This is a genomic window from Bacillus sp. JJ864 (assembly GCF_036963045.1).
Classification (GTDB): Bacteria; Bacillota; Bacilli; order Bacillales; family Bacillaceae_G; genus Bacillus_A; species Bacillus_A pseudomycoides_C.
The window spans coordinates 48,728-71,686 of record NZ_JBALLY010000052.1; the positions used below are offsets into that span (position 1 = coordinate 48,728).

The following is a 22,959-nucleotide window of genomic DNA, read 5'->3' on the forward strand; positions in this document are numbered from 1 at the left end:
TAAGGGGGATTCGCTATAAGTTCTCTTTTAATTTTTCTAACGCTTCTTGGGCAGCATGCTGTTCTGCCTCTTTCTTAGACTTCCCACTTCCAAGACCTAATGATTCGCCATTTAGTGTAACGCGCGATACAAATTCTCGGTTATGAGCCGGTCCTTTTTCTTGCAGAATTTGATATTCTATATTCCCGCTACCATCACGCTGAATTAACTCTTGTAGTTGACTTTTAAAATCCATCACATGAGAAAAAGCACCTTCATTAATTTTTGGATAAACAACTGTTTTTAAAAATCCCCATACCTTTTCCAAACCTTGGTCGAGGTAAAGTGCGCCAACAAACGCTTCAAAGACATCCGCTAATAATGCTGGACGTTCACGCCCTCCTGTCATTTCCTCTCCCTTTCCTAAAAGGACAAGATTTCCAAATGATAGCTCATTTGCAAAGCGAACGAGAGAAGGTTCACATACAATAGCAGCGCGAAGTTTTGTTAATTCGCCCTCACTCATTGTCGGATATTTTTGAAACAAGTATTGCGAAACTGTCAGTTCTAATACCGCATCTCCAAGAAATTCAAGACGCTCGTTATCTTCATGTGGCTTTTTTCGATGCTCATTCACATACGATGAATGCGTAAATGCTTGAATCAACAACTTTTCATTTGTAAATGTAATACCTATTTTCTCTTGAAACTTTTTAAAAGCCTCTCGATATTTAGTTTCATGCTTCTTATCTCTATACTTTCTGTACGGCATAGGTCCCTCCAGGTATATATGCTGAGAAAGCCCCGTATATAAACGGGACTTTATCAAGCATTATAGATGACTCTCTATGTAAGTCACAGCATCGCCAACAGTAGCAATCTTTTCTGCTTCCTCATCAGAAATTTCCATTTCAAACTCATCTTCTAACTGCATTACAAGTTCTACTACATCTAAGGAATCAGCACCTAAATCTTCTTTAAAGTTCGCAGCTGGTGTTACCTCTGTTTCGTCTACTCCTAGACGATCTACGATGATTTTCGTTACACGCTCTAAAACGTCTGCCATATTCATTCACCTCCTTTAAAAAGTATAGACAAACAATTACTGTTTTAAATTCATCCGCTCTCCTCAAGACATCATATTTAATATTGTACAGAAAAACGAGATGAAATCAACCTATTTCTATAGTTTCTTCCCTTACATCACCATGCCGCCGTCAACATGAAGTGTTTGTCCAGTAATATAACGACTCGCATCTGATGCTAAAAAGGCAACTGCATTTGAAATATCTTCAGCTTCTCCAAATTTTGCAATTGGAATTAACTTTAGCATTTCGCTCTTTACATCTTCCGCCAATACATCTGTCATATCTGTTACGATAAATCCAGGAGCAATCGCATTCACTGTAATATTACGACTTGCTAGCTCTTTTGCTGAAGTTTTTGTTAATCCAATTACACCAGCTTTTGCTGCAACGTAGTTTGCTTGTCCTGGATTTCCAGTAACACCGACAACGGAAGCGATATTAATAATGCGTCCATGACGTTGACGCATCATATAACGAGATACAGCCTTTGTACATAAAAAGACACCTTTTAAGTTTGTATTAATAACCGTATCCCATTCTTCCTCTTTCATACGTATTAACAAATTATCTTTCGTAATACCAGCGTTATTTACAAGAATGTCAATTTGACCAAATGTATCAACAGTTTGTTTTACCATGTCAGCTACTTCTTCGCTACTTGCAACATTTGCTTTTACTGCAATTGCTTCTGAACCTAAATTTTTAATCTCATCAACAACTTCATTTGCTTTCAATTCGTTTCCTGCGTAGTTTACAACTACTTTTGCACCTTGTTTTGCCAAATCTATTGCAATTGCACGGCCAATTCCGCGAGATGCTCCCGTTACTAACGCAACTTTGTCTTTTAATAACATTAGCCTTCTCCTCTCAGTTTCGAAATGGTATCTTTCATTGTCTCCTCATCGTATATCGCATATACTTTCGCAGACGGAGCGATTGATTTCATAAGACCAGCTAAAACTTTCCCAGGCCCAATTTCAATAAATGTATCTACACCAAGCTCTACCATACGTTCAATGGATGGGTACCATAATACGGGGGAATAGAGTTGCTCAATTAATTTTTCTTGAATGTCTTCTTTACGCGTAATACAATCTGCTGTTACATTTGCAACTACCGGAATTTTTGCATCTTCAATCTTAATTTCATTTAGCACGCCTCGAAACCTCTCAGCCGCTGGTTTCATAAGTGATGAATGAAATGGACCGCTAACACGTAGTGGAACTGCACGCTTTGCACCGTTTTCTTTCGCTCTTTCTGAAGCCAATTCTACACCTTGCTTTGTACCAGAAATTACGATTTGCTTTGTGCTATTCATATTCGCAACTTGAACAGGATAACCTTCATGTGTCACTTCCTCAGTTACCTGCTTTAACATATCAGGATCTGCTCCCAAAATAGCTGCCATGGCACCTTCACCATTTGGCACAGCCTCTTCCATGTATTCGCCACGTTTTCTAACAGCATATACACCATCTTCAAATGATAGAGCACCTGCTGCTACTAGCGCACTATATTCACCTAAACTATGTCCTGCAACATAATCAGGTGTAATATCGTACTGCTCCAATACCTTTAAAATCGCAATACTTGTCGTTACCAATGCCGGTTGTGCATTGGTCGTTAACGTCAATGCTTCTTGAGGTCCTTCAAAAATAAGCGATGAAAGAGAATCCTTTAAAATTTCATCAGCTTGACGAAATACTTTTGTAGCCTCTTCATAACTTTCTGCTAATTGACTTCCCATTCCAACTGCTTGTGAACCTTGTCCTGGAAAAAGAAATGCCAGTTTTCCCATTTCAAACCCTCCTCATTATTGAAGCGCTTCTTCCTCCATTACACTCTGAATAGTAGGAATAACTTCCTTTGCTACCATTTCCCGAGTTTGACGAATCGCACTAAAAATTGATTGATCATTTGAAGAACCATGTGCTTTGATGACAGGAGCTTTCAATCCAAATAAAGCTGCTCCTCCATACTCTGAATAATCCATTTTATCTTTTAATACCATTAATTTTGGTTTTAATACCGCTGCCGCTAGTTTGCTTGTAAATGAACTCATTAATTGCTCTTTCAGCATTGAGAATAAAGATATTGCAGTCCCCTCTAACGTTTTAAGAGCAATATTTCCTGTAAATCCGTCACAAACAACCACGTCAGCTACACCTTGCAATAAGTCTCGTGATTCTACGTTTCCAACAAAGTTAAGCGGCGCATCTTTTAGCATTGCAAAGACTTGTTTAGAAAGCTCGTTTCCTTTTCCGTCCTCAGTTCCAACATTCAAAAGACCTACGCGAGGATTAGAAATCCCTCTTACTTTCTCCGCATATACAGACCCCATTACAGCATATTGGTACAAATGAATTGCTTTCGCATCGACATTTGCGCCAACATCTAGCATAACAAAGCCTTTTCCATCTACTGTTGGCATCGTCGGAGAAAGAGCAGGGCGCTCTATCCCTTCTATACGTCCTACTACAAACAATCCAGCTGCCATAAGAGCCCCTGTATTCCCAGCTGAAATACAAGCATCGGCTGCACCTTCTTTTACTTGCTGCGCAGCAAGTACCATGGAAGCTTGTTTTTTCCGGCGCACTGCTCGTACCGGCTCATCTGTCCCTTCAATTACTTCATCTGTGTGCAGCACTGTAATACGCTCTTCGCTTGTTAAATATTTGCGAATTTCATCTTCTTTTCCAACTAAAGTAATATGTAAATCTGAATATTGCTTAATTGCTTTCATTGCTCCAAGTACGACAGATTTCGGCGCATGATCGCCGCCCATCGCATCTATTGCGATTCTCATAAGTTGTTACCTTCCTCACTATAGTTACTAGATCGATACATTTCAAAAGTGCCAGCAAAAACAAGTTCATCTCCAACAAAACTTTGCACTTTGACAACCGTCCGTCCTTTATCATTCTCTACATCTTCAACACGCGCTTTTGCAACAACACGCTCTCCCAATTTTACAGGACGAATATATCGAATGGTAGACTTCGCAGTTAAAGCTAATTCTTCATCAATAACCGCAACAGCTAATGAGTTTGCTTGCGCAAATAAATGATGCCCTCGAGCAATTTGATTACGTTTAAAGACATGTTCTACTTTCACTTCAAAAATAGAAATCGCATGTCTATCTAATTCTATATCAATAATTTCTCCTACCACTTCATCAAGTGGTAAAGATTTTACATCTTCTTCATGTTGTTTCGTTGCCACATGTTTTATTCGTTCTCGTAATTCTGGAATCGAAAGTTCCATTCGATCGAGACGAATTGTTTGAATACTCACTTGAAATTGTTCAGCTAATTCTTCATCCGTAATAAACGGATTTGCTTCTATTGTTTGTTGTAACAGCTCTTGTCTTTCTTTTTTCCTTCTCTTTTTCATTCCGCACCATCCATTTTTATGACTAGGTACTAACAGTAGTATATAAGCATTAAATACAGAATGCAACATTTTTTTACTTCTTGCGCTTTAATCCAGCTTTTCTCCTTGAAAAACACCTGATTTTTCTAAATACCTCCGCAGCATTTCATACTGTTCGCTTTGCCAAAAAGCAGTCGAATCAACAAGTAGCGCAGCGTCTTGCCTTGCTGTTTCTAACGCTCGATAATCATGTACCATATCAGCTAATTTAAATACAGGTAAACCACTTTGCTTACTCCCAAAGAAATCCCCAGGACCACGCAATTCTAAATCTTTTTCCGATAGGACAAATCCATCATTTGTCTCTGTCATAATACGCATGCGTTCTTTTCCTGTTTCCGATTTCGGATCAGCAATTAAAATACAATAAGATTGTTCACTTCCACGTCCCACACGACCACGAAGTTGGTGAAGTTGTGATAACCCAAAACGTTCTGCATCATAAATAACCATCGTTGTTGCATTCGGTACGTTCACACCAACTTCTACAACCGTTGTCGAAATAAGAATTTGTACTTTATTTTCACTAAACTGATGCATTACTTCATCTTTCTCCTGAGAAGAAAGGCGGCCATGCATCAGACCAACTTGAAATTCCCCTTGATAATGATGAGTCAACATACTATGCAAATCAATTGCATTTTGCACATCCAGTTTCTCTGATTCTTCAATTAATGGACAAATGACATACGCTTGTCGTCCTTTTTTTACTTCTTTCTCTACAAATCCAAGAACACGTTCAAACATATCATGTTTCGCCCAGTATGTTTCAATGACTTTACGACCAGCCGGCATCTCATCAATAATGGATACATCCATTTCACCAAACGCAGTAATTGCTAATGTACGAGGAATTGGTGTTGCTGTCATAAATAAAACATCTGGATTTTCACCTTTTTCCCTTAACACACGACGCTGCGCTACACCGAAGCGATGTTGTTCATCCGTAATTACAAGCCCAAGCCTGTGAAATATGACTTCATTTTGAATTAAAGCATGCGTTCCAACGAGAATATCGATTTCTCCTTGTTCTAGTCTAGCTAGTATCTCGCGGCGACGCGCTCCCTTTACAGAGCTTGTTAATAATTCAATGTTCATATTAAAATGAGAAAATATAGATACTAAAGATTGATAGTGCTGCTCTGCTAAAATTTCTGTCGGTACCATTAATGCCCCTTGATATCCAGCTAATTTGGCAGCATACAAAGCAATTGCAGCCACTACCGTTTTCCCAGAACCTACATCACCTTGTAGTAAACGATTCATTCGATACGGGGACTGCAAATCTTTCATAATTTCTGTAACAACACGCTGCTGCGCATTCGTTAACGGAAAAGGAAGAGCTCCAATAAACTCTTCTAATTGTTTAAGAGATATATCTTTTTTTGTTCCCTTCGAACTTTCTCGCTCCATTTTGCGAAGTGCTTGCATCTTCAATTGGAACAAGAAAAACTCTTCATATACGAAGCGGCGACGCGCCTGTTTCATATCTTCTTGTCCACTAGGAAAATGCAAGGCATATAGTGCTTCATAACGAGATAATAACTTATAACGCGATAACAACCCTTCTGGTAACACTTCTTTCACAAAAGAACCATACTCTTTAAACGCCCCTGCAATAAAGCGACGCATTTGTTTTACCGTCAATTTTCCTTTAATTGAATATACTGGTTCTACTTCTTGTTGACGAACAACCGGCCCAAAGTGAAGTTCAGATACTGAAATCGTTTGACGATGTTGATCCCATTTCCCAGATATTGTTACCGTTTCATCAATATTTAATTTCTGCTTATAGTAGGGTCTGTTAAAGCAAACAGCTGTAATTAAATAACGCCCAACGAGAACACGTACAGTAAGACGAGATTTCTTTTTTCCATAATATTGCAGTAGAGGTTCACTATGTACTTTCCCTTCCACAGTTACTCGTTCTTCATGTTTAACTTCAGCCAAATCTTTCATCGCATAGTCTTCATAACGATACGGAAAATGCTCTAGTAAATCAGAAACCGCAAAAATCCCCATCTCATTTAGTAATACAGCTGTTTCTTCTCCAATCCCTTTCACATCCGTAATTGGAATTTGCACCACTTCATTCAAGATCTTCACGCCCCGTCAAATCTTATTCCTAACCTTTTATATATAACACACATCTTCTGTACTTGTAGGTTATATCTCAACAATGGATTACGTATTTCTGTTTTCACGTTGAATACACAATCACTACCTCTCCTATTCTACCATAGCATCAAGAAAGCAGAGTAGCCATTTCACCTTTCCCTAATCTTACATACATTCATTTTAATTTTTCGACATATAAGTCCTACTATGCAAAATACAAAATGATCTGTACCCGCTCGCTTTCTCTTTTTGTTTTAAACCTTTCATGCGGTCAAAACCCTCTGATCGTTTCTATGCATGGGTAGCTCCCCCAATTGCTTCAACGAACCATAAGCTAGGGATAAAGAAAACTCTACTGACAAAAGTTTTACTTTATTCCCCAAAAGAAAGAGAGCCTCACTGCATCTGCTAGCAAGGCCCTCTCATCATTTATATTTGTTCATCTCATAATAGAGTAATCACATTTTAAACAGAAATAAAACTTCATAATAAAGTTTTCACTTTATTCTACAGAAAAAATGAAAGAATATAAAGGTTGATTTCCATTATGAACTTCCACTTCTACATCTTCAAATTTTTCTTCTACAAATGTTACTAATGCATCTACTTCTGCTTCTGATGCATCTTCACCCTGTAAAATTGTTAAAATTTCTGCATCTTCATCAAGCATATTTTCTAACAGCTTTTTCGCAGCTGTAATTTTCTCTACATCTGTTGATACAATTTTCCCATCTGCAATGCACATGAAGTCATCTTTATTAATTGTTACACCATCAATTTCTGTATCACGAACCGCATACGTGATTTGGCCTGTTTTCACATGAGCAAGTGCTTCGTTCATTTGCGCTTCGTTTTCTTCAAGAGTTCCTGCTGGATTGAATGCAAGCATCGCTGCCATACCTTGTGGAACTGTTTTCGAACGAACAACAATTACTTCTTGGTCCATTACAGAAGCTGCTTGCTCTGCAGCCATTACAATATTACCATTGTTCGGTAATATGATAACTTTTTCTGCATTCGCCTCTTCAATTGCTTTTACAATATCTTCTGTACTTGGATTCATCGTTTGACCGCCTTCAATGACTACCGTTGCACCGATGCTTTCAAACAATTCTTTAATACCAGAACCCATTGCCACTGTTACAATTCCATAAGTCTGTTTTTCTGCAGGGTGTTGTACTTCTACATGCATCGCCGCAGGCTCATCTAATAAAGCAGTATGTTGTTCACGCATATTCTCTACTTTAATTTTGATTAAGCTTCCATAACGTTGTCCATAGTTCATCGCATCTCCAGGATGCTCAGCATGAATATGAACTTTTACGATTTCATCATCAGATACAACAAGCAATGAATCGCCATACACACTAATCTCTTCACGGAATTTTTGCTCAGAGAAATTATGTTCTTTCATTTTCTCTTCGTCTAACTTAACCATAAACTCTGTGCAGTAACCGTATTTAATATCCTCTGTACTCAATTGGCTTTGTACACTGCGGTGATGTTCTGCACGTACCATGTCGTTCATAGATGGTTGTGTTGGTTCATTCGAGGAGATCGTTTCACCTTTTAAGTCCGCTAGAAATCCTTCATAAACGACAACAAGACCTTTCCCACCGCTATCTACAACACCAACTTGCTTTAATACAGGTAATAAATCAGGTGTACGATTTAATGATGCATTCGCTTCTTTCACAACTTCTTCCATAAATGAAACAAAGTCGCGCTGTTTTTTCGCAACTGTGACTGCATGTTTACTCGTTTCCCTTGCAACAGTTAAAATTGTTCCTTCAATCGGCTTCATAACCGCTTTATACGCGGTTTCTACGCCCGCTTCTAACGCATCAGCAAAATCAATTGTTGTTAATTCTTCTTTTTGCTCAATAGATTTTGAAAAACCACGGAACAACTGAGATAAAATAACACCTGAGTTACCACGCGCTCCCATTAATAATCCTTTGGCTAAACTTACTCCGACTTTACCAGCATGTTGTGAAGGATTTCCTTTCACCTCACGCGCTCCTGAAGTCATCGATAAGTTCATATTTGTACCCGTATCGCCATCTGGAACTGGAAAAACGTTTAAAGCATCAACAAGTTGAACGTTGTTTGTTAAATTATTTGCTCCTTGTATAATCATTTGTGACAAACGTTTTCCATCAATTTTTTGAATTGACACAGTTCTTCCTCCTTAATGCACATTACAAGTTTATTACTTTAACTCCTTGTACGTAGATGTTTACAGAATCTACTGCTAGTCCTACCGTTTGATCAAGTGTATATTTCACTTTCGTTTGGACGTTATGTGCTACCTCTGAAATTTTTGTACCATAGCTCACGATAATATACATATCAATATGTACTTCATCTTCGTCTTTACGAACAATAACGCCTCTAGTGAAGTTTTCTTTTCGTAAAATTTCTGTCAAGCCATCTTTTAATTGGTTTTTAGAAGCCATACCGACGATGCCGTAACAGTCTACTGCAGCGCCTCCAGCAATTGTTGCAATTACATCTGTACTAATATCAATTTGACCGTACTTTGTCTTAATTTCAATTGACATCTCGTTTCCCCCTTCTGAAATGGTGAAAGTGAGCTAGACTACTTTATTTACTATCATATAATCTTTTTAAAGAAAATTCCATCGTTCTTTCTTTTCGCTCTCACATTTATATAATTAAACAGCACTTTTTTATGGTGAGCAAAATAGTCCATTGTTATTATACAACATATACCACTACAATATGTCAAGTGATTTTTCTTGATTTCAGCTTTTGATTTCTTACGTATAGTGTCAAGTAATTTTTCTTGATTTCTTTTTTATACACTGTTGCATTCTCTTTTTAGTTGTGTTAAATTATAGTAGTGTTTTTAGTATCGCATAAAAGACTAACATTGAAAATTACGTAGGTTACGGTAGTTAAGGGAGGGAAATATAGATGGCTCGTGTTTGTGCTATTACTGGAAGAAAAGCTCGTTCTGGTAACTCTCGTTCTCACGCAATGAACGCTACAAAACGTAAATGGGGCGCTAACCTTCAAAAAGTTCGCGTACGCATTGACGGTAAAGTTCAACGTGTTTACGTTTCTGCTAGAGCATTAAAATCTGGCAAAATCGAACGTGTTTAATAATAAAAAAGAGAGCCTGTTGGCTCTTTTTTTATTATGCTCATGAAAAAAGCACCGGTAATAGGTGCTTTTTATCCTTTTTTAAAGGTATTCAATACCGCGCGAACAATTCCACCAAGAAATTTCGGTAACTTAATTGTATAAAATCTCATGGTTTCCCTCCTACCCCCCATTACTCCACTTGTTTACTATAGACGCAGCAACAGAAGTATTTCTTCAATCAGTGCTTCTTATCACCATTAATATGCCAGAGGTAAATGAAAAAGTACCTTTTTCCGCAACGAGTTCATTACTAATACAAAGTGTCGATCCCCATTTTATCGTTTTATCAGTAAGAGGATATTTAAAGCCACGAAGTGTAATTCCCGTTACTATTTCTGTCACCGGAACAAAAGATATGTAAGGAAATGATGAATTTTCTTCAATTGTATATGTACCGGATTCCTTAACTGAAATTTCATTTTTATAATCTACAATGCTTATATTGGTATTGGATTGTAAACCTTTTATTAACATTTGAATGTTTGCTAAACTATGATCCAATCTTCCACCTGTTGCACCAAAAATACGAATTTGTTCTGATTGTTGCTTTAAAGCCCAGTTAATCGCAATCTCTAAATCAGTTTGATCCTTTTCTTTAGGAACAATATGCAAATCATGTTTTTGCTTTTGCATCCATACTAGTTCCTCTTTTGTAACAGAATCATAATCACCAAACGCTACTTCTGGCATGATTCCAAACTGTAACAAATGGTATACTCCGCGATCAACAGCTGCCCATATAACCTTTTCACTCTCATATTTAGAAAAATCTGCCCAGCACTCTACTGGACCCCCAGCTAAAATATGAATAATCACGTTCTCTCTCCTCCTATAGAAAAAAGGCAATCTGCTAATAGCTAGATTACCTTTTCTTTTAAATAAATTTCCTATCTACCGCTTTATTCTTATCCACGAATCGCAGCAATTGCTGCTCCGCGATCTTTTTCATTATATACTGCAGATCCAGCAACAAGAACATTTGCTCCTGCTTCTACACATAGTTTTGCTGTTTCTGTATTCACGCCGCCATCAATTTCAATCTCTACTTGTAAATTACGTTCACGAATCATATCGGCAACTTGTCTAACTTTCGGCAATACAGAATGAATGAATTTTTGTCCGCCAAACCCCGGGTTTACAGTCATAAGTAGCACCATATCGATATCTTCTAATACGTGTTCAATCATGGAAACTGGTGTATGTGGATTTAAAACTACACCTGCTTTAATGCCTTGTGATTTAATTAATTGAATCGTACGATGTAAGTGCGGGCAAGCTTCTACATGTACCGTAATAATGTCCGCTCCTGCTTTCGCAAAAGTCTCAATATACTGATCCGGATTTTCAATCATAAGATGAACATCTAATGGTAAAGAAGTAATTGGGCGAATAGCTTCCACAATTAATGGTCCAATTGTAATGTTTGGAACAAAATGTCCGTCCATTACATCGACATGTATGTAATCTGCTCCGCCTTTTTCTACATCTTTAATTTCTTCTCCCAATCTTGAAAAATCTGCTGATAAAATCGATGGTGCAATTTTAATCATAATTAATACCTCGGCTTTCTCTCTCTAATTTCTTCAATAAATTGCACATAGTGCTCATAACGATAGCTTGTAATATTCCCTTCTTCTACCGCTTCTTTCACCGCACACTTCGGTTCAGAAAGATGTGTACAACCTCTAAATTTACAGTATTGACTCTGTTCTTTCAACTCTGGAAAACAATATGTGAGATCTTCTACTTCTATATCGATGAAATCGAGTGAACTAAATCCAGGTGTATCCGCCACAAGCCCACTCCCTACTTCAATTAATTCTACATGTCTTGTCGTATGCTTACCTCGTCCTAAATGAGCTGAAATCTCATTCGTTTTTAGCGCCAAATCTGGACGTAATACATTTAAAAGCGAAGATTTCCCTACACCAGATTGACCTGCTACAACGGAAACACACCCTTCTAAAAACGGCTTTAACACTTCTATACTTTCTGATGTTGTCGTTGAAGTGAATACAACATCATATCCAATTGCCATGTAATCTTTTGCATATACCTCAATCATTTCACGTGTTTTCGCATCTACTAAATCCATCTTACTAATACATATAATCGGCTTAATATTATGAAACTCAATTAAAACTAAAAACCGATCTAATAGTAATGGATTGAATTCTGGCTCAACAGCTGAAAACACAAGAAGTGCTTGATCAATATTCGCAATCGGCGGACGCACAAGCTCATTTTTTCGTTCTAATATTTCTAGAACATATCCTTCACTCGGATTATCAGCTTGAAATACAACTTGATCACCAACAAGCGGTGTAATCTTATGCTTACGAAATACACCACGTCCTCGGCACTGTGTGATTCCTTCTTCATGCTGCACATAGTAGAACCCACTTAAAGCTTTTATAATTTTCCCTTCTGGCATACATTCTCTCCTTTATTTATCTTGTTCTAAAAGACATAAAAATAGCTATTCATAATAGACTTTAGAACGAGATTCGTTCAACTCACCATTTATCATTATTTTTAATAGGAATTTCACTTTATTGCGTTGGGTACAAAACTTCTTTTTCAATTAAGGTCGTTCCATCACGAACAATTTTGTAACGCCCTTTTTTTCCTTCTTGAATAATAAACTCAAGAGAGACTGTCGTTGACTCCGTTATTGTTCTCGCTTCAAACGGTTTATCCATAGTGGTTTGCATATCTTCTTTATATATTTCAATCTTTTGCGGTGTTTTCTCTCCAGTTGCTGGCCCTTGATACTGAATTGGAATATTGTCAACTTTTACAATTTTTGTTGGTTTTTCTTTCTGTCCTTCAGAGACAGTAATTGTTACTTTTGCGCCTTCTTTTAAATTCGTCTCTGGCTTTGGTGATTGTGAAATAACAAGCCCCTTATCCACTGTATTGGAATACTCTCTCTTTATTTCTGGCACAAGCTTTTTCTCACTTAAATAGCTGTTCACGCTACTTTCTGTCCAACCAGTAAAATCAGCGAGTCGAATTTGTTTCGGCCCTTTACTAATCCACACCTTTACCTCTTGCTCTTCTTCTACAATAGATTGTCCTTCTTCTGGACTTTGTACTACAATTTCATCTTGCGGCTTTTCACTTTCAATATAATAAGGAACAACCCCTTTATATGGAGTCAATTCGTCTTTAATCTTTTCATAATCTTTCCCTATTAAATTGGGCATTTTTTTCTTTTGCTTTCCACCTGATTGAAAAATCGTAATTTTTGTATTTTCTCGTACAACTCGCCCTGCTGCTGGACTTGTTTTAATAACCTTACCTTCTTCCACTTCATTTGTATATATAACTTGCGGCGGCGATGTCAATTCGAATCCTTTATTCACGAGCGTATTCACTGCTTTTTCATATGTCATACCAGACACATCTGGCACTTTGACTTCCTTTGGAATAAAGAAACCTGGAATAACCGTCACTGCCAGTATTCCACAAACAACTAAAAATAGGAAGGTCGTCAACAAAATTTTAAGCCAACGATTACTTTTTTTCTTTTTTTGTTCTTTTTCTGATTCGTCCTGCTGCTTTTTTTCTTTCGACTTTCCAGATAAAATAATTGTTTCTTCAGTATTTGTATTTAATAACTGTTCCTGCTGAATGATAGGAATCGCTTTTGTCGCTTCCATATCTTCTGGTATATGAAAAGGTTGTTCATTTATTCGCTCTGGATATAATGCAGTTTCAATATCACGTCTCATTGCATTTACAGACTGATAACGATGAAACGGATCTTTCGCTGTTGCTTTTAAAATAATATTTTCTACACTTTGCGGAATATCAGGATTCCACCTTTTTGGAGATGGTGTTTCATTTTGTAAATGTTTAAGTGCAATAGAAACAGCAGATTCTCCGGAAAATGGCGGCCTTCCAGTTAATAGTTCAAACATTACAATTCCAAGAGAATAAATGTCTGATTGTTTATTTGCAACACCACCTCTTGCCTGTTCAGGAGATAAATAATGAACAGAACCAAGAACAGAATTTGTGTGTGTTATAGTGGTTGCACTTGTCGCAGTTGCGATTCCAAAATCTGTAACCTTTACAACACCATCATTTCGAATTAAAATATTGTGAGGCTTAATATCACGGTGGACAATTTCAAAATGATGCGCATGAGCCATCGCAGCAGTTAACTGTTCCATAATAGCAATCGCTTCTTCTACAGGAAGAAGCCCTCGCTGTTGTATGTATTGTTTTAACGTTTGACCTGGTACATATTCCATAACAAGATAATAGATTCCATCTTCTTCTCCAACATCATACATATTCACAATATTTGGATGCGATAACGTTGTAACCGACTGTGCTTCTCGATGGAAACGCTTAATAAATTCCTCATTATTTGAATAGTCAAGCCGCAACATTTTTACAGCTACATCGCGATCGAGTATGTCATCATGCGCCAAATATACATTGGCCATTCCCCCGCCGCCAATCATTTTAAGTAGCTTGTAACGGTCATTTAGGCGTCTTCCAATCATCACGTTGTCATTCACCTACTTTCGTTCGCCGAGTCCGCATAATCAATAATGACAAGAGTAATATTGTCTTCTCCTCCAAAATCATTTGCAAGCTGCACAAGTTGTTGACTTTTTGTTTGCAAAGACTCATCAGCTTGTAAAATTTCTTGCATATTACTCATTGCAACTTTATTAGATAACCCATCCGAACAGAGCAACAACTGATCTCCCTCTTCTAATACTAAGGTTTTCACATCTAATATAACGGTTTTTTCCGTTCCAAGCGCTCTAAGTAAAACATTTTTTCTTGGATGATATTCAGCGTCTTCTTTGGAAATTTCCCCATGCCGAACGAGTTCATTTACAAGGGAATGATCTTCTGTAACAAGTGACATATAATCATCTGATAGCATATAACAGCGACTATCTCCAATATGACCAATCGTCACAAAAGTATCCGTACATATAGCAGCAACGATTGTTGTTCCCATCCCACTACATTCTGGATGTTCTCCAGAATATTTGTATACTCGTTCATTAATAATTTGCGCATGATTATGTAACCATTGTTCTGCTTTTTTAGGCGTATTCATATTATACGTTTGTTTCCAGTAGTCATGGAACAATTGGATTGCCATCGAGCTAGCAACATCGCCTGCTCGATGACCTCCCATTCCATCTGCTACAACCGCTAAAATATCTCCATCTAAATTATGAAATACTCCTGCACTATCTTCATTATGTTGACGAACTTTTCCTTTATCTGATAGAAACACGGTTTTCATCATCTCACCTCGTCTCTTCTTTGCGCTCCTTTGCACGCAATTGACCGCAGGCTGCATCAATATCATGACCTTGTTCGCGACGAATTGTTACGTTAACACCACGATCTTTTAATGTTTTTTCAAACAAGAAAATTTGTTCACGCGGCGTTCTCACATAGTCACGTTCTGGTACATAGTTAACTGGAATTAAGTTAACATGACATTTCACACCTTTTAACAGCTGAGCTAACTCTTCAGCATGTTCGACTTGGTCGTTTTCTCCTCCAAATAAGCCATACTCAAATGTAACGCGGCGTCCTGTTTTTTCAATGTAGTATTTAATAGCTTCCATTAAATCTGGCAGCTTGTACGCTCGGTTAATTGGCATTAATTTTGAGCGCAGCTCTGTATTTGGAGCATGTAAAGAAACCGCAAAGTTAATTTGTATATTTTCTTCAGCAAACTTATAAATTTTCGGGATAATTCCACTCGTTGATACCGTCATATGACGCGCTCCAATGTGAAGTCCTTTTTCATGATTCACGATGCGTAAAAACGCCATTAAACTGTCATAATTATCAAATGGTTCTCCGATTCCCATCACAACAAGAGAGCTAACACGCTCATCTGTAGCGTCTAACTCACGTTGTACTTCGACAACTTGCGCAACAATCTCACCTGCTTCTAAATTACGTTTTAAGCCGCCAAGTGTTGATGCGCAAAACGTACAGCCAATTCGGCACCCAACTTGCGTTGTCACACAAATTGAATTTCCGTACTCATGGCGCATTAATACTGTTTCAATAGAATAACCATCATGCAGTTGAAATAAAAATTTAATCGTTCCATCTGAAGATGTTTGTTTTACTAATGTTTTTAAAGTTGTAATATCAAAGGAATTCGACAATTTTTCACGCAATCCTTTAGAAAGGTTGGACATATCCTCAAAAGTTGTTACTCTTTTTTTGTATAGCCAATCAAAAATTTGACCAGCACGGAATTTCGGTTCCCCTTGTTCTTTTAACCATTGTTCCATATCATGAAGCTGCAAGGAATAAATAGATGGCTTTTTTTCTTCCAATTCTTTTTTTTGTTTTTTTACAGTAGTTTCCATGATGCTACACCTTCTTTCTTAAACAAGCAATATAAAATCCATCCGTTGCAAAGTAATGCGGCAAAATTTGCACTCCACCTTTTCCTACATATGGATGCACAGCTTTTGGCAATCGGTCTTTCATTGTTGTATCCCATTCAAATTCAGAATGTGATTGTAAAAACTGCTCTATTACTTGTTCATTTTCTACTTTCTCAATTGTACACGTACTATAAACAAGGCGTCCTCCCTTTTTCAACAAAGGAGCTACCTTTTCTAAAATAGATAGTTGAATATTGGCAAGTCTTTCACTATCTTCTTTTTGTTTTCCCATTTTAATATCTGGCTTACGGCGAATTACCCCAAATCCAGAACACGGCGCATCTACTAATACTTTATCAAAGCTCTCCTTTTCAAAATGCTCTTGCACTTTCCGTGCATCAAGTGCTTTTGCTTCGACATTTTCTAGTTGAAGGCGCTTTGCTTGCTGCTGAATTAAACGCACTTTGTGCGGGTGTAAATCAAGAGAAATAACTTTCCCCGTTCCTCCCAAACGTTCTGCAATATGCGTTGTCTTCCCGCCAGGAGCAGCGCAGCTATCTAGAATAATATCTCCTGCTTCCGGATCAAGCGCGCGAGCCACAAGCATAGAACTTTCATCTTGAATAGATAGCAATCCTTCTTGAAATGCTTCTGTATGAGCTAGATTCCCTTTTTCAATTTGAATCGCATCTTCCGACAAATCGCCATGCTTTGCTTGAATTCCTTCTGTTTCTAACATTTTGAGCACATCTTCTACAGACGTTTTCGCTACATTAACTCTAGCTGTCGGAACTGGCGGGAGTAAGGTTACTTCACACATTTGTCTTGCCGTTTCAATTCCGTATGCTTCTATCCACTCTTTTACAAGCCATTCTGGATGGCTTGTTGCAATAGCAAGGCGCTTTTCCGGACTTTTAATCTCATCTAGCGATGGAACTCCTTCACGCTGAATCGAACGAAGTACCCCATTCACAAGCCCAGCGATTCCTTTATGACCACGACGCTTCGCAATTTCAACTGCTTCATGAATGGCAGCACGCTCTGGAACACGATCTAAATATAGCATTTGATATAAAGAGAGACGAAGGAGTACTTTCACCCACAGTTCAATCTTTTTTCGTAAAAACGGCTGTAAATAATAATCAAGTGTATCACGTCGCTGAATTGTTCCGTATACAATTTCAGTTAACAAGCCAACATCTTTTTTATCAATGCTACTCTTTTCAATCAGGTTGTTTAAAAGCAAGTTGCTATATGCACCGCTTTTTTCAACTTGTACTAAACCGTCAAGAGCTAATTCGCGAACATTTTGTTTCATGCGTCTTCTCCTAACTTCGTACCTATTTCAGGTTTTGTTCCACGTAAAAATTGTGAACAGTCCATGCGTTTTTTACCGGATGGTTGCAACTCCGTGATTTTAATTGCTGTTTCATTTCCTGTTGCCACAACGAAACCATCTTCTTCAATTGCAACAACTGTCCCTGCTTCGGCTTTCACTGTTACAGGAACTTTTTCTCCCCACCATACTTTTGCAACTTGTCCTGCTAACGTCGTGTAAGCAACTGGCCACGGATTTAAACCACGAATGTGATTGTAAATCTCTTCTCCTGTTTTCGTCCAATCAATCTTTTCCTGCTCACGTTTAATATTATAAGCAAATGTTGCTTCTTCCTCATTCTGTTTAATTGGTTCTAATTTTCCTTGTATTAGCATTGGAACAGTTTCCGATAATAAATGAGCTCCAGCCACGCTTAATTTATCAAATAACAAGCCGGTTGTTTCGCGTTCTGTAATTTCCACTTCTACTTGCGTTAAAATATCACCAGCATCTAATTTTTCAACCATATACATAATCGTAATGCCCGTTTTTTCTTTTCCTTGCATAATCGAATAATGAATAGGTGCACCGCCGCGAAGTTCTGGAAGTAACGAAGCATGGACATTAATACATCCATATTTCGGTGCTTCTAAAATTTCATTTGGTACGATTTGTCCAAATGCAGCTGTCACTATCAAATCCGGTTCTAATGCCAACACCTTTTCATATTCATCTTTTTCACGAATCTTTAATGGTTGTAACACCGGAATACCATGTTTTTCTGCTTCAACTTTCACAGGCGTTGGGGTTAACACCTTTTTTCTACCTACCGGACGATCAGGCTGCGTCACAACCCCAATCACATCATATCCATCTTCAATAAGACGACGAAGCACCGGCACTGAAAAGTCCGGTGTTCCCATAAATACAACTTTCACCATTTGAAAAACTCTCCTTTTACATCTCTTCTAATTCATTTTCCTCATAATATCGCGTTACTTTAGATGTAAATAACACACCGTGTAAATGATCGATTTCATGTTGGATTGCACGGGCCAAAAAGCCGTCTGCTTCTAATAAATACACTTTCCCGCGGCGATTTTGGGCACGTACTTTAATATACTCAGCACGTGTTACATCACCAAAAAGCCCCGGAAAACTTAAGCAGCCTTCGGGACCTACTTGTTCACCACGTTGTTCTAAAATAACAGGATTAATTAATTCAATTTTCCCGTTATCATCATCAATGTCTACAACAGCAACTTGCAGACTTACACCAACTTGCGGTGCTGCTAATCCAACGCCATCTGCAATTAACATTGTTTCGTGCATATCTTTTAAAAGCTTCACTAACTTTTTATCAAAATTTATAACACGGTCACATGGCGTTTCTAATACTTCATTTGGATGTTTTACAATTTCTAATGTTGCCATACTGCTCTCCTTTTCAACATACAATCAGATTGAAATAAAGTGAAACTTCCATCAATGGTGGCATTCTCCACTGATGGTTAGCCTGCCTAATCAAGTACAAGCCAACAGTAAGAGTCTGGGTAACGAGACTCTCCTTCCTACTTGTAAAAGTTCCACTTTATTTTATCCATTTGCCTCTAAATTCAGCTCTACTACATCAACATAGTTGGATTAAAATCAATTGAGATTTGCAAATCTTTTTGCATTTCTGCTTGATAATGTTCATTTACCATTTTAAGCACGTACTGTAAGTTTGGTTCCCGTTTGTATTTTATCATGCATTGGTAGCGATATCTATCTTTTATACGAGGAATTGCCGAAGCAACCGGACCTAAGATCATCGTTTGCTGTGAACAATGTTGTCGTAAAAAACCAACAATTTTCTCTGTTACCTGCACTGCTTTTAATAATTCTGGATGAGATACTGTAACTAATGCGACATAATAATAAGGTGGATATTGCCGCATTTTCCTCATATACATCTCACGTTCAAAAAACACATCATACTTCTGTTGTTTTGCTAATTCTATACTATAGTGTTCAGGTGTATACGTTTGAATGACTACTTCTCCTGGAAGTTCGTGACGTCCAGCTCGGCCGCTTACTTGCGTTAAAAGCTGATATGTTTTTTCACTTGCCCGGAAATCCGGCAAATGCAGCATTGTATCTGCTGTCAATACACCTACAAGCGTCACATTTGGAAAATCAAGACCTTTAGCAATCATTTGCGTTCCAAGTAAAATATCTGCCTCTCCTGCCCCAAATGACTTCAGGAGCTTTTCATGCATCCCTTTACGACTTGTCGTATCCACATCCATTCGAATCACACGTGCTTCTGGAAACAATTTTGTAATTTCTTCTTCAACCTTTTGTGTCCCTGTCCCAAAGAAGCGGATATAGGTACTATTACAAGCAGGACAAGCATTCGGTAAATTTTCCTCATAACTACAATAATGACATTTCATGCGGTTATTCATTCTGTGATATGTAAGTGAAATATCACAGTGTGGGCATTGCACGACATATCCGCAATCACGGCACATAACAAATGTCGAATGCCCTCTTCGGTTTAAAAAAAGCACCATTTGTTCTTTTTTCTCTAATCGATCCGCTATCTTCTCATGAAGAAGCTGAGAAAACATAGAACGATTGCCACCCCTAAGCTCTTCTCTCATATCAATAATCTCAACTGCCGGCAAATCCCTTTCATTCATCCGCTTTGTCATTGTAAGCAGTTTATATACACCTTTTTTGGCACGAGCGAACGATTCTAGTGTAGGTGTAGCACTTCCTAATACAACAGGACAATTGTGATATTCTCCCCGCCGAATTGCAACAGAACGTGCGTGGTAGCGTGGATTGTCCTCTTGTTTGTAACTCGATTCATGTTCTTCATCAATAATAATAATTCCTAAATTCTCAAATGGTGCAAAAATTGCTGAACGCGCCCCTACAACTACTTTGACTTCTTTCCGTAAGATTTTACGCCATTCATCATATTTTTCCCCAACAGACAATGCACTATGAAGAACTGCAACTTGTGAGCCAAAACGCCCTTTAAAACGATCCACCATTTGCGGCGTTAACGAAATTTCAGGTACAAGTACAATGGCTTCTTTTCCTTTTCTAAGCACTTCTTCAATTGACTGTAAATAAACTTCTGTTTTTCCGCTACCTGTGACACCGTACAGTAAAAACGTCTCATGCTGCTCTTCTGTAATGGAGGTTAAGATCGGTGCAATAACCTGTCGTTGCTCTTCTGTAAGCGGGAATGGTTTTGTACGCTCAAAAGCATCATCATCATACGGATTTCGATATACTTCCACATATTTTTCAGCTAACCAACCTTTTTTCACAAGAGATTTAATGGGAGCATCCGTCATTTGCAATTCTTCCATTACTATTTTTAACGGTACGGACTGATAGTGTTCCATGAAATAATACAATACATCTTGCTGCTTTTTACTCTTTAGATGAAAGGCTGTTTCCTCTAATTCTTCATACGGCAAAACAGGTTGAATCATTTTTTGTTTTTTCTTTTGCGCCTTATCCTTTACTTCATAAACAACTTCTACAGTCCCTTTTGCAATTTCTGTTTGCACTGCACGGTACATCTGTGGTTGTTCATCAAGCACATTCCAGTCGATGCTTTCTTTTCCTTGAAAGAGCAATTTCACATTGGCCGCTACGTCTTCTGGTCTATGAAGACGTAGCTGTTTTTTATATGTCGCTTTAATTGCTGTTGGCAACATAACTTGGAATGCTGAAATTGTGAAACAAAGCGTTTCGTCTGTAAGCCAACTTCCAAGCTGCAACAATTCCTCATTTAATACAGGTGTAACATCTAACAATTCATGCAATGTTTTTAACTTATTTACATTTACATCTACTGTATCTTTTATCCCGATGACAAATCCTTGTAATTTTCGCGGTCCAAATGGAACAACGACTCGCATACCCGTTTGAACAAGATCTTCCCAACGTTTAGGAATAATATAATCGAATGGCCTATCCGTTTGCCTTGCTGGAACATCGACAATTACACTTGCAAATTTCATGCAGGATCCTCTTCCAGCATTTTTTCAACATGTAGTAAAATTTCTCTCGCTACTTCCTGCTTTGTTAATAGCGGCAATTCAACCACGGCGCCATTTCGTTTATACATTGTCACAATATTTGTGTCCGTACCAAATCCTGCCCCTTCTGCTTTTACATCATTCGCAACAATCATGTCAGCATTTTTTTCGCGTAATTTTTTCGTTGCATACTCTTCAACGTTCGTTGTTTCTGCTGCAAAACCAATGAGTAATTGACGTTCTTTTCGCTCACCTAATGTTTTAAGAATATCTATCGTACGTTCCAATTCGATGATTGTATCGCCATTTTTCTTTTTCATTTTTTCATCATAAACGATTTTCGGCCGATAATCTGCAACGGCAGCTGTTTTAATCACAACATCCATACGAGAATAATGATGTAAAACTGCCTCTAACATATCTTGTGCTGATTGCACTTGTATTGTCGTTACATTCGCAGGCGGCGTTAGCGCCGTTGGACCAGAAATAAGAATGACTTCCGCACCAAGACTTGCCGCAACTTCCGCAAGTGCATATCCCATTTTCCCAGAAGAAAAATTCGTCATAAAACGAACTGGGTCAATTTTTTCACGTGTCGGTCCCGCCGTCACCAATATTCGTTTTCCTTGCAGCGGCTTCTCTTCTGAAAGATGCTTCTCTAACATTGCTACAATGTTTTCTGGTTCTTGTAACCGGCCTTTGGCAACATATCCGCAAGCTAAAAAGCCTTCTCCAGGCTCGATAAATGTATATCCTAACTGTTTTAACGTTTGCATATTTTTTTGGACAACTGGATTTTCGTACATATGAACATTCATCGCAGGTGCAATCCACACTGGTGCTGTTGTTGCCAGAAGAGTCGTTGAAATCATATCATCTGCAAGACCATTTGCGAATTTGCCAATGATGTTTGCGGTCGCCGGTGCTACAAGTACAAGATCAGCCCAGTCTGCTAAATCAATATGAGCAATGACTGCTGAATCTTTTTCATCAAATGTATCTGTGTATACATCATGGCGAGAAAGTGCTTGAAATGTAAGTGGTGTAACAAACTTCATTGCCGACTCGCTCATTATTACTTTTACAAGCGCACCTGCCTGTGTTAACTTACTTGTTAGTGCAGCTGCTTTAAATACAGCAATGCCTCCTGTAACACATAAAAGTATTTTTTTCCCTTTTAGCATAAGTTTCGTCCTCTTTCTTTCATGACTCCTATTCGAACTTCAAGTCATTCTTCATCACAGCATACAAATACAAGCTGTCGTTATTCTCTATCCTTTATGAATCCATTTTGATTTCTCGACATATAGATTGCTTCTATGCATGACCAGATGCTCTTTCCCGCCTAAAAAGAAAGCCTTTATGTCGTTTTTAAATTTCAATTTATCTATATCGTAAAAAAATAA

At 38.0% G+C, this 22,959-nt stretch carries 22 protein-coding genes; 1 reads left to right on the forward strand and 21 read right to left on the reverse strand.

Annotated features, from left to right (window positions below; all coding sequences use genetic code 11):
• Positions 1–13 precede the first annotated feature (13 nt).
• The 9 genes from rnc to V7024_RS09665 form a co-directional block, all read right to left on the reverse strand.
• Positions 14–751 (reverse strand): ribonuclease III, encoded by a 738-nt coding sequence (gene rnc, locus V7024_RS09625; RefSeq protein WP_020059184.1) that lies wholly within the window; start codon positions 749–751, stop codon positions 14–16.
• 60 nt (positions 752–811) lie between these two features.
• Positions 812–1,045, reverse strand: a complete 234-nt coding sequence (acpP, locus tag V7024_RS09630; protein WP_020059185.1) for an acyl carrier protein — start codon at positions 1,043–1,045, stop codon at positions 812–814.
• 132 nt (positions 1,046–1,177) lie between these two features.
• On the reverse strand, positions 1,178–1,921 hold the full coding sequence (fabG, locus tag V7024_RS09635) for a 3-oxoacyl-[acyl-carrier-protein] reductase (protein ID WP_335518854.1): 744 nt from the start codon (positions 1,919–1,921) through the stop codon (positions 1,178–1,180).
• Positions 1,921–2,865: an ACP S-malonyltransferase gene (gene fabD / locus V7024_RS09640; protein WP_335518856.1), complete on the reverse strand. Its 945-nt coding sequence runs from the start codon at positions 2,863–2,865 to the stop codon at positions 1,921–1,923. The genes fabG and fabD overlap by 1 nt, the downstream gene beginning before the upstream one ends.
• A 15-nt stretch (positions 2,866–2,880) precedes the next feature.
• The gene (gene plsX, locus V7024_RS09645) at positions 2,881–3,873 is read right to left on the reverse strand and encodes a phosphate acyltransferase PlsX (RefSeq protein WP_335518861.1); all 993 of its coding nucleotides are present in this window, start codon (positions 3,871–3,873) and stop codon (positions 2,881–2,883) included.
• Complete coding sequence (fapR, locus tag V7024_RS09650) at positions 3,870–4,460, reverse strand: transcription factor FapR (RefSeq protein ID WP_272188169.1); 591 nt, start codon at positions 4,458–4,460, stop codon at positions 3,870–3,872. The genes plsX and fapR overlap by 4 nt, the downstream gene beginning before the upstream one ends.
• 87 nt (positions 4,461–4,547) lie before the next feature.
• A complete protein-coding gene (gene recG / locus V7024_RS09655) occupies positions 4,548–6,596 on the reverse strand; it encodes an ATP-dependent DNA helicase RecG (protein WP_335518868.1) in 2,049 nt (682 codons plus the stop codon).
• A gap of 523 nt (positions 6,597–7,119) precedes the next feature.
• A complete protein-coding gene (locus V7024_RS09660) occupies positions 7,120–8,796 on the reverse strand; it encodes a DAK2 domain-containing protein (RefSeq protein ID WP_335518870.1) in 1,677 nt (558 codons plus the stop codon).
• A gap of 22 nt (positions 8,797–8,818) precedes the next feature.
• Positions 8,819–9,181 carry an Asp23/Gls24 family envelope stress response protein gene (locus tag V7024_RS09665; RefSeq protein WP_000021111.1) on the reverse strand — a complete coding sequence of 121 codons (363 nt, stop codon included), beginning with the start codon at positions 9,179–9,181 and terminating at the stop codon, positions 8,819–8,821.
• 376 nt (positions 9,182–9,557) lie between these two features.
• Between V7024_RS09665 and rpmB the strand changes: the two genes are divergently transcribed.
• On the forward strand, positions 9,558–9,746 hold the full coding sequence (gene rpmB, locus V7024_RS09670) for a 50S ribosomal protein L28 (RefSeq protein WP_000124776.1): 189 nt from the start codon (positions 9,558–9,560) through the stop codon (positions 9,744–9,746).
• Positions 9,747–9,817: 71 nt separating this feature from the next.
• Here rpmB and spoVM read toward each other — a convergent pair whose 3' ends face one another.
• The 12 genes from spoVM to coaBC form a co-directional block, all read right to left on the reverse strand.
• Entirely contained in the window at positions 9,818–9,898 is an 81-nt protein-coding gene (spoVM, locus tag V7024_RS09675; RefSeq protein WP_020059192.1) for a stage V sporulation protein SpoVM, read from the reverse strand.
• Positions 9,899–9,962: 64 nt separating this feature from the next.
• Positions 9,963–10,604 carry a thiamine diphosphokinase gene (locus V7024_RS09680; RefSeq protein ID WP_335518874.1) on the reverse strand — a complete coding sequence of 214 codons (642 nt, stop codon included), beginning with the start codon at positions 10,602–10,604 and terminating at the stop codon, positions 9,963–9,965.
• A gap of 89 nt (positions 10,605–10,693) precedes the next feature.
• Positions 10,694–11,338 carry a ribulose-phosphate 3-epimerase gene (gene rpe / locus V7024_RS09685; RefSeq protein ID WP_335518877.1) on the reverse strand — a complete coding sequence of 215 codons (645 nt, stop codon included), beginning with the start codon at positions 11,336–11,338 and terminating at the stop codon, positions 10,694–10,696.
• A 2-nt stretch (positions 11,339–11,340) separates the two neighbouring features.
• Positions 11,341–12,222, reverse strand: coding sequence for a ribosome small subunit-dependent GTPase A (gene rsgA / locus V7024_RS09690; RefSeq protein WP_335518879.1), 882 nt, complete (start codon positions 12,220–12,222; stop codon positions 11,341–11,343).
• A gap of 118 nt (positions 12,223–12,340) precedes the next feature.
• Positions 12,341–14,311: a Stk1 family PASTA domain-containing Ser/Thr kinase gene (gene pknB / locus V7024_RS09695; RefSeq protein ID WP_335518881.1), complete on the reverse strand. Its 1,971-nt coding sequence runs from the start codon at positions 14,309–14,311 to the stop codon at positions 12,341–12,343.
• Between the two features lie 8 nt (positions 14,312–14,319).
• Positions 14,320–15,072, reverse strand: coding sequence for a Stp1/IreP family PP2C-type Ser/Thr phosphatase (locus V7024_RS09700; protein WP_335518883.1), 753 nt, complete (start codon positions 15,070–15,072; stop codon positions 14,320–14,322).
• A 4-nt stretch (positions 15,073–15,076) separates the two neighbouring features.
• The gene (gene rlmN, locus V7024_RS09705) at positions 15,077–16,165 is read right to left on the reverse strand and encodes a 23S rRNA (adenine(2503)-C(2))-methyltransferase RlmN (protein WP_098916243.1); all 1,089 of its coding nucleotides are present in this window, start codon (positions 16,163–16,165) and stop codon (positions 15,077–15,079) included.
• 4 nt (positions 16,166–16,169) lie between these two features.
• Positions 16,170–17,504 carry a 16S rRNA (cytosine(967)-C(5))-methyltransferase RsmB gene (gene rsmB / locus V7024_RS09710; protein ID WP_335518888.1) on the reverse strand — a complete coding sequence of 445 codons (1,335 nt, stop codon included), beginning with the start codon at positions 17,502–17,504 and terminating at the stop codon, positions 16,170–16,172.
• The gene (fmt, locus tag V7024_RS09715; RefSeq protein WP_335518891.1) at positions 17,501–18,445 is read right to left on the reverse strand and encodes a methionyl-tRNA formyltransferase; all 945 of its coding nucleotides are present in this window, start codon (positions 18,443–18,445) and stop codon (positions 17,501–17,503) included. The genes rsmB and fmt overlap by 4 nt, the downstream gene beginning before the upstream one ends.
• Positions 18,446–18,461: 16 nt before the next feature.
• On the reverse strand, positions 18,462–18,938 hold the full coding sequence (gene def / locus V7024_RS09720) for a peptide deformylase (RefSeq protein ID WP_335518894.1): 477 nt from the start codon (positions 18,936–18,938) through the stop codon (positions 18,462–18,464).
• Positions 18,939–19,129: 191 nt separating this feature from the next.
• Positions 19,130–21,535 carry a primosomal protein N' gene (gene priA, locus V7024_RS09725; protein ID WP_335518897.1) on the reverse strand — a complete coding sequence of 802 codons (2,406 nt, stop codon included), beginning with the start codon at positions 21,533–21,535 and terminating at the stop codon, positions 19,130–19,132.
• A complete protein-coding gene (gene coaBC, locus V7024_RS09730; protein WP_335518900.1) occupies positions 21,532–22,737 on the reverse strand; it encodes a bifunctional phosphopantothenoylcysteine decarboxylase/phosphopantothenate--cysteine ligase CoaBC in 1,206 nt (401 codons plus the stop codon). The genes priA and coaBC overlap by 4 nt, the downstream gene beginning before the upstream one ends.
• Positions 22,738–22,959 lie beyond the last annotated feature (222 nt).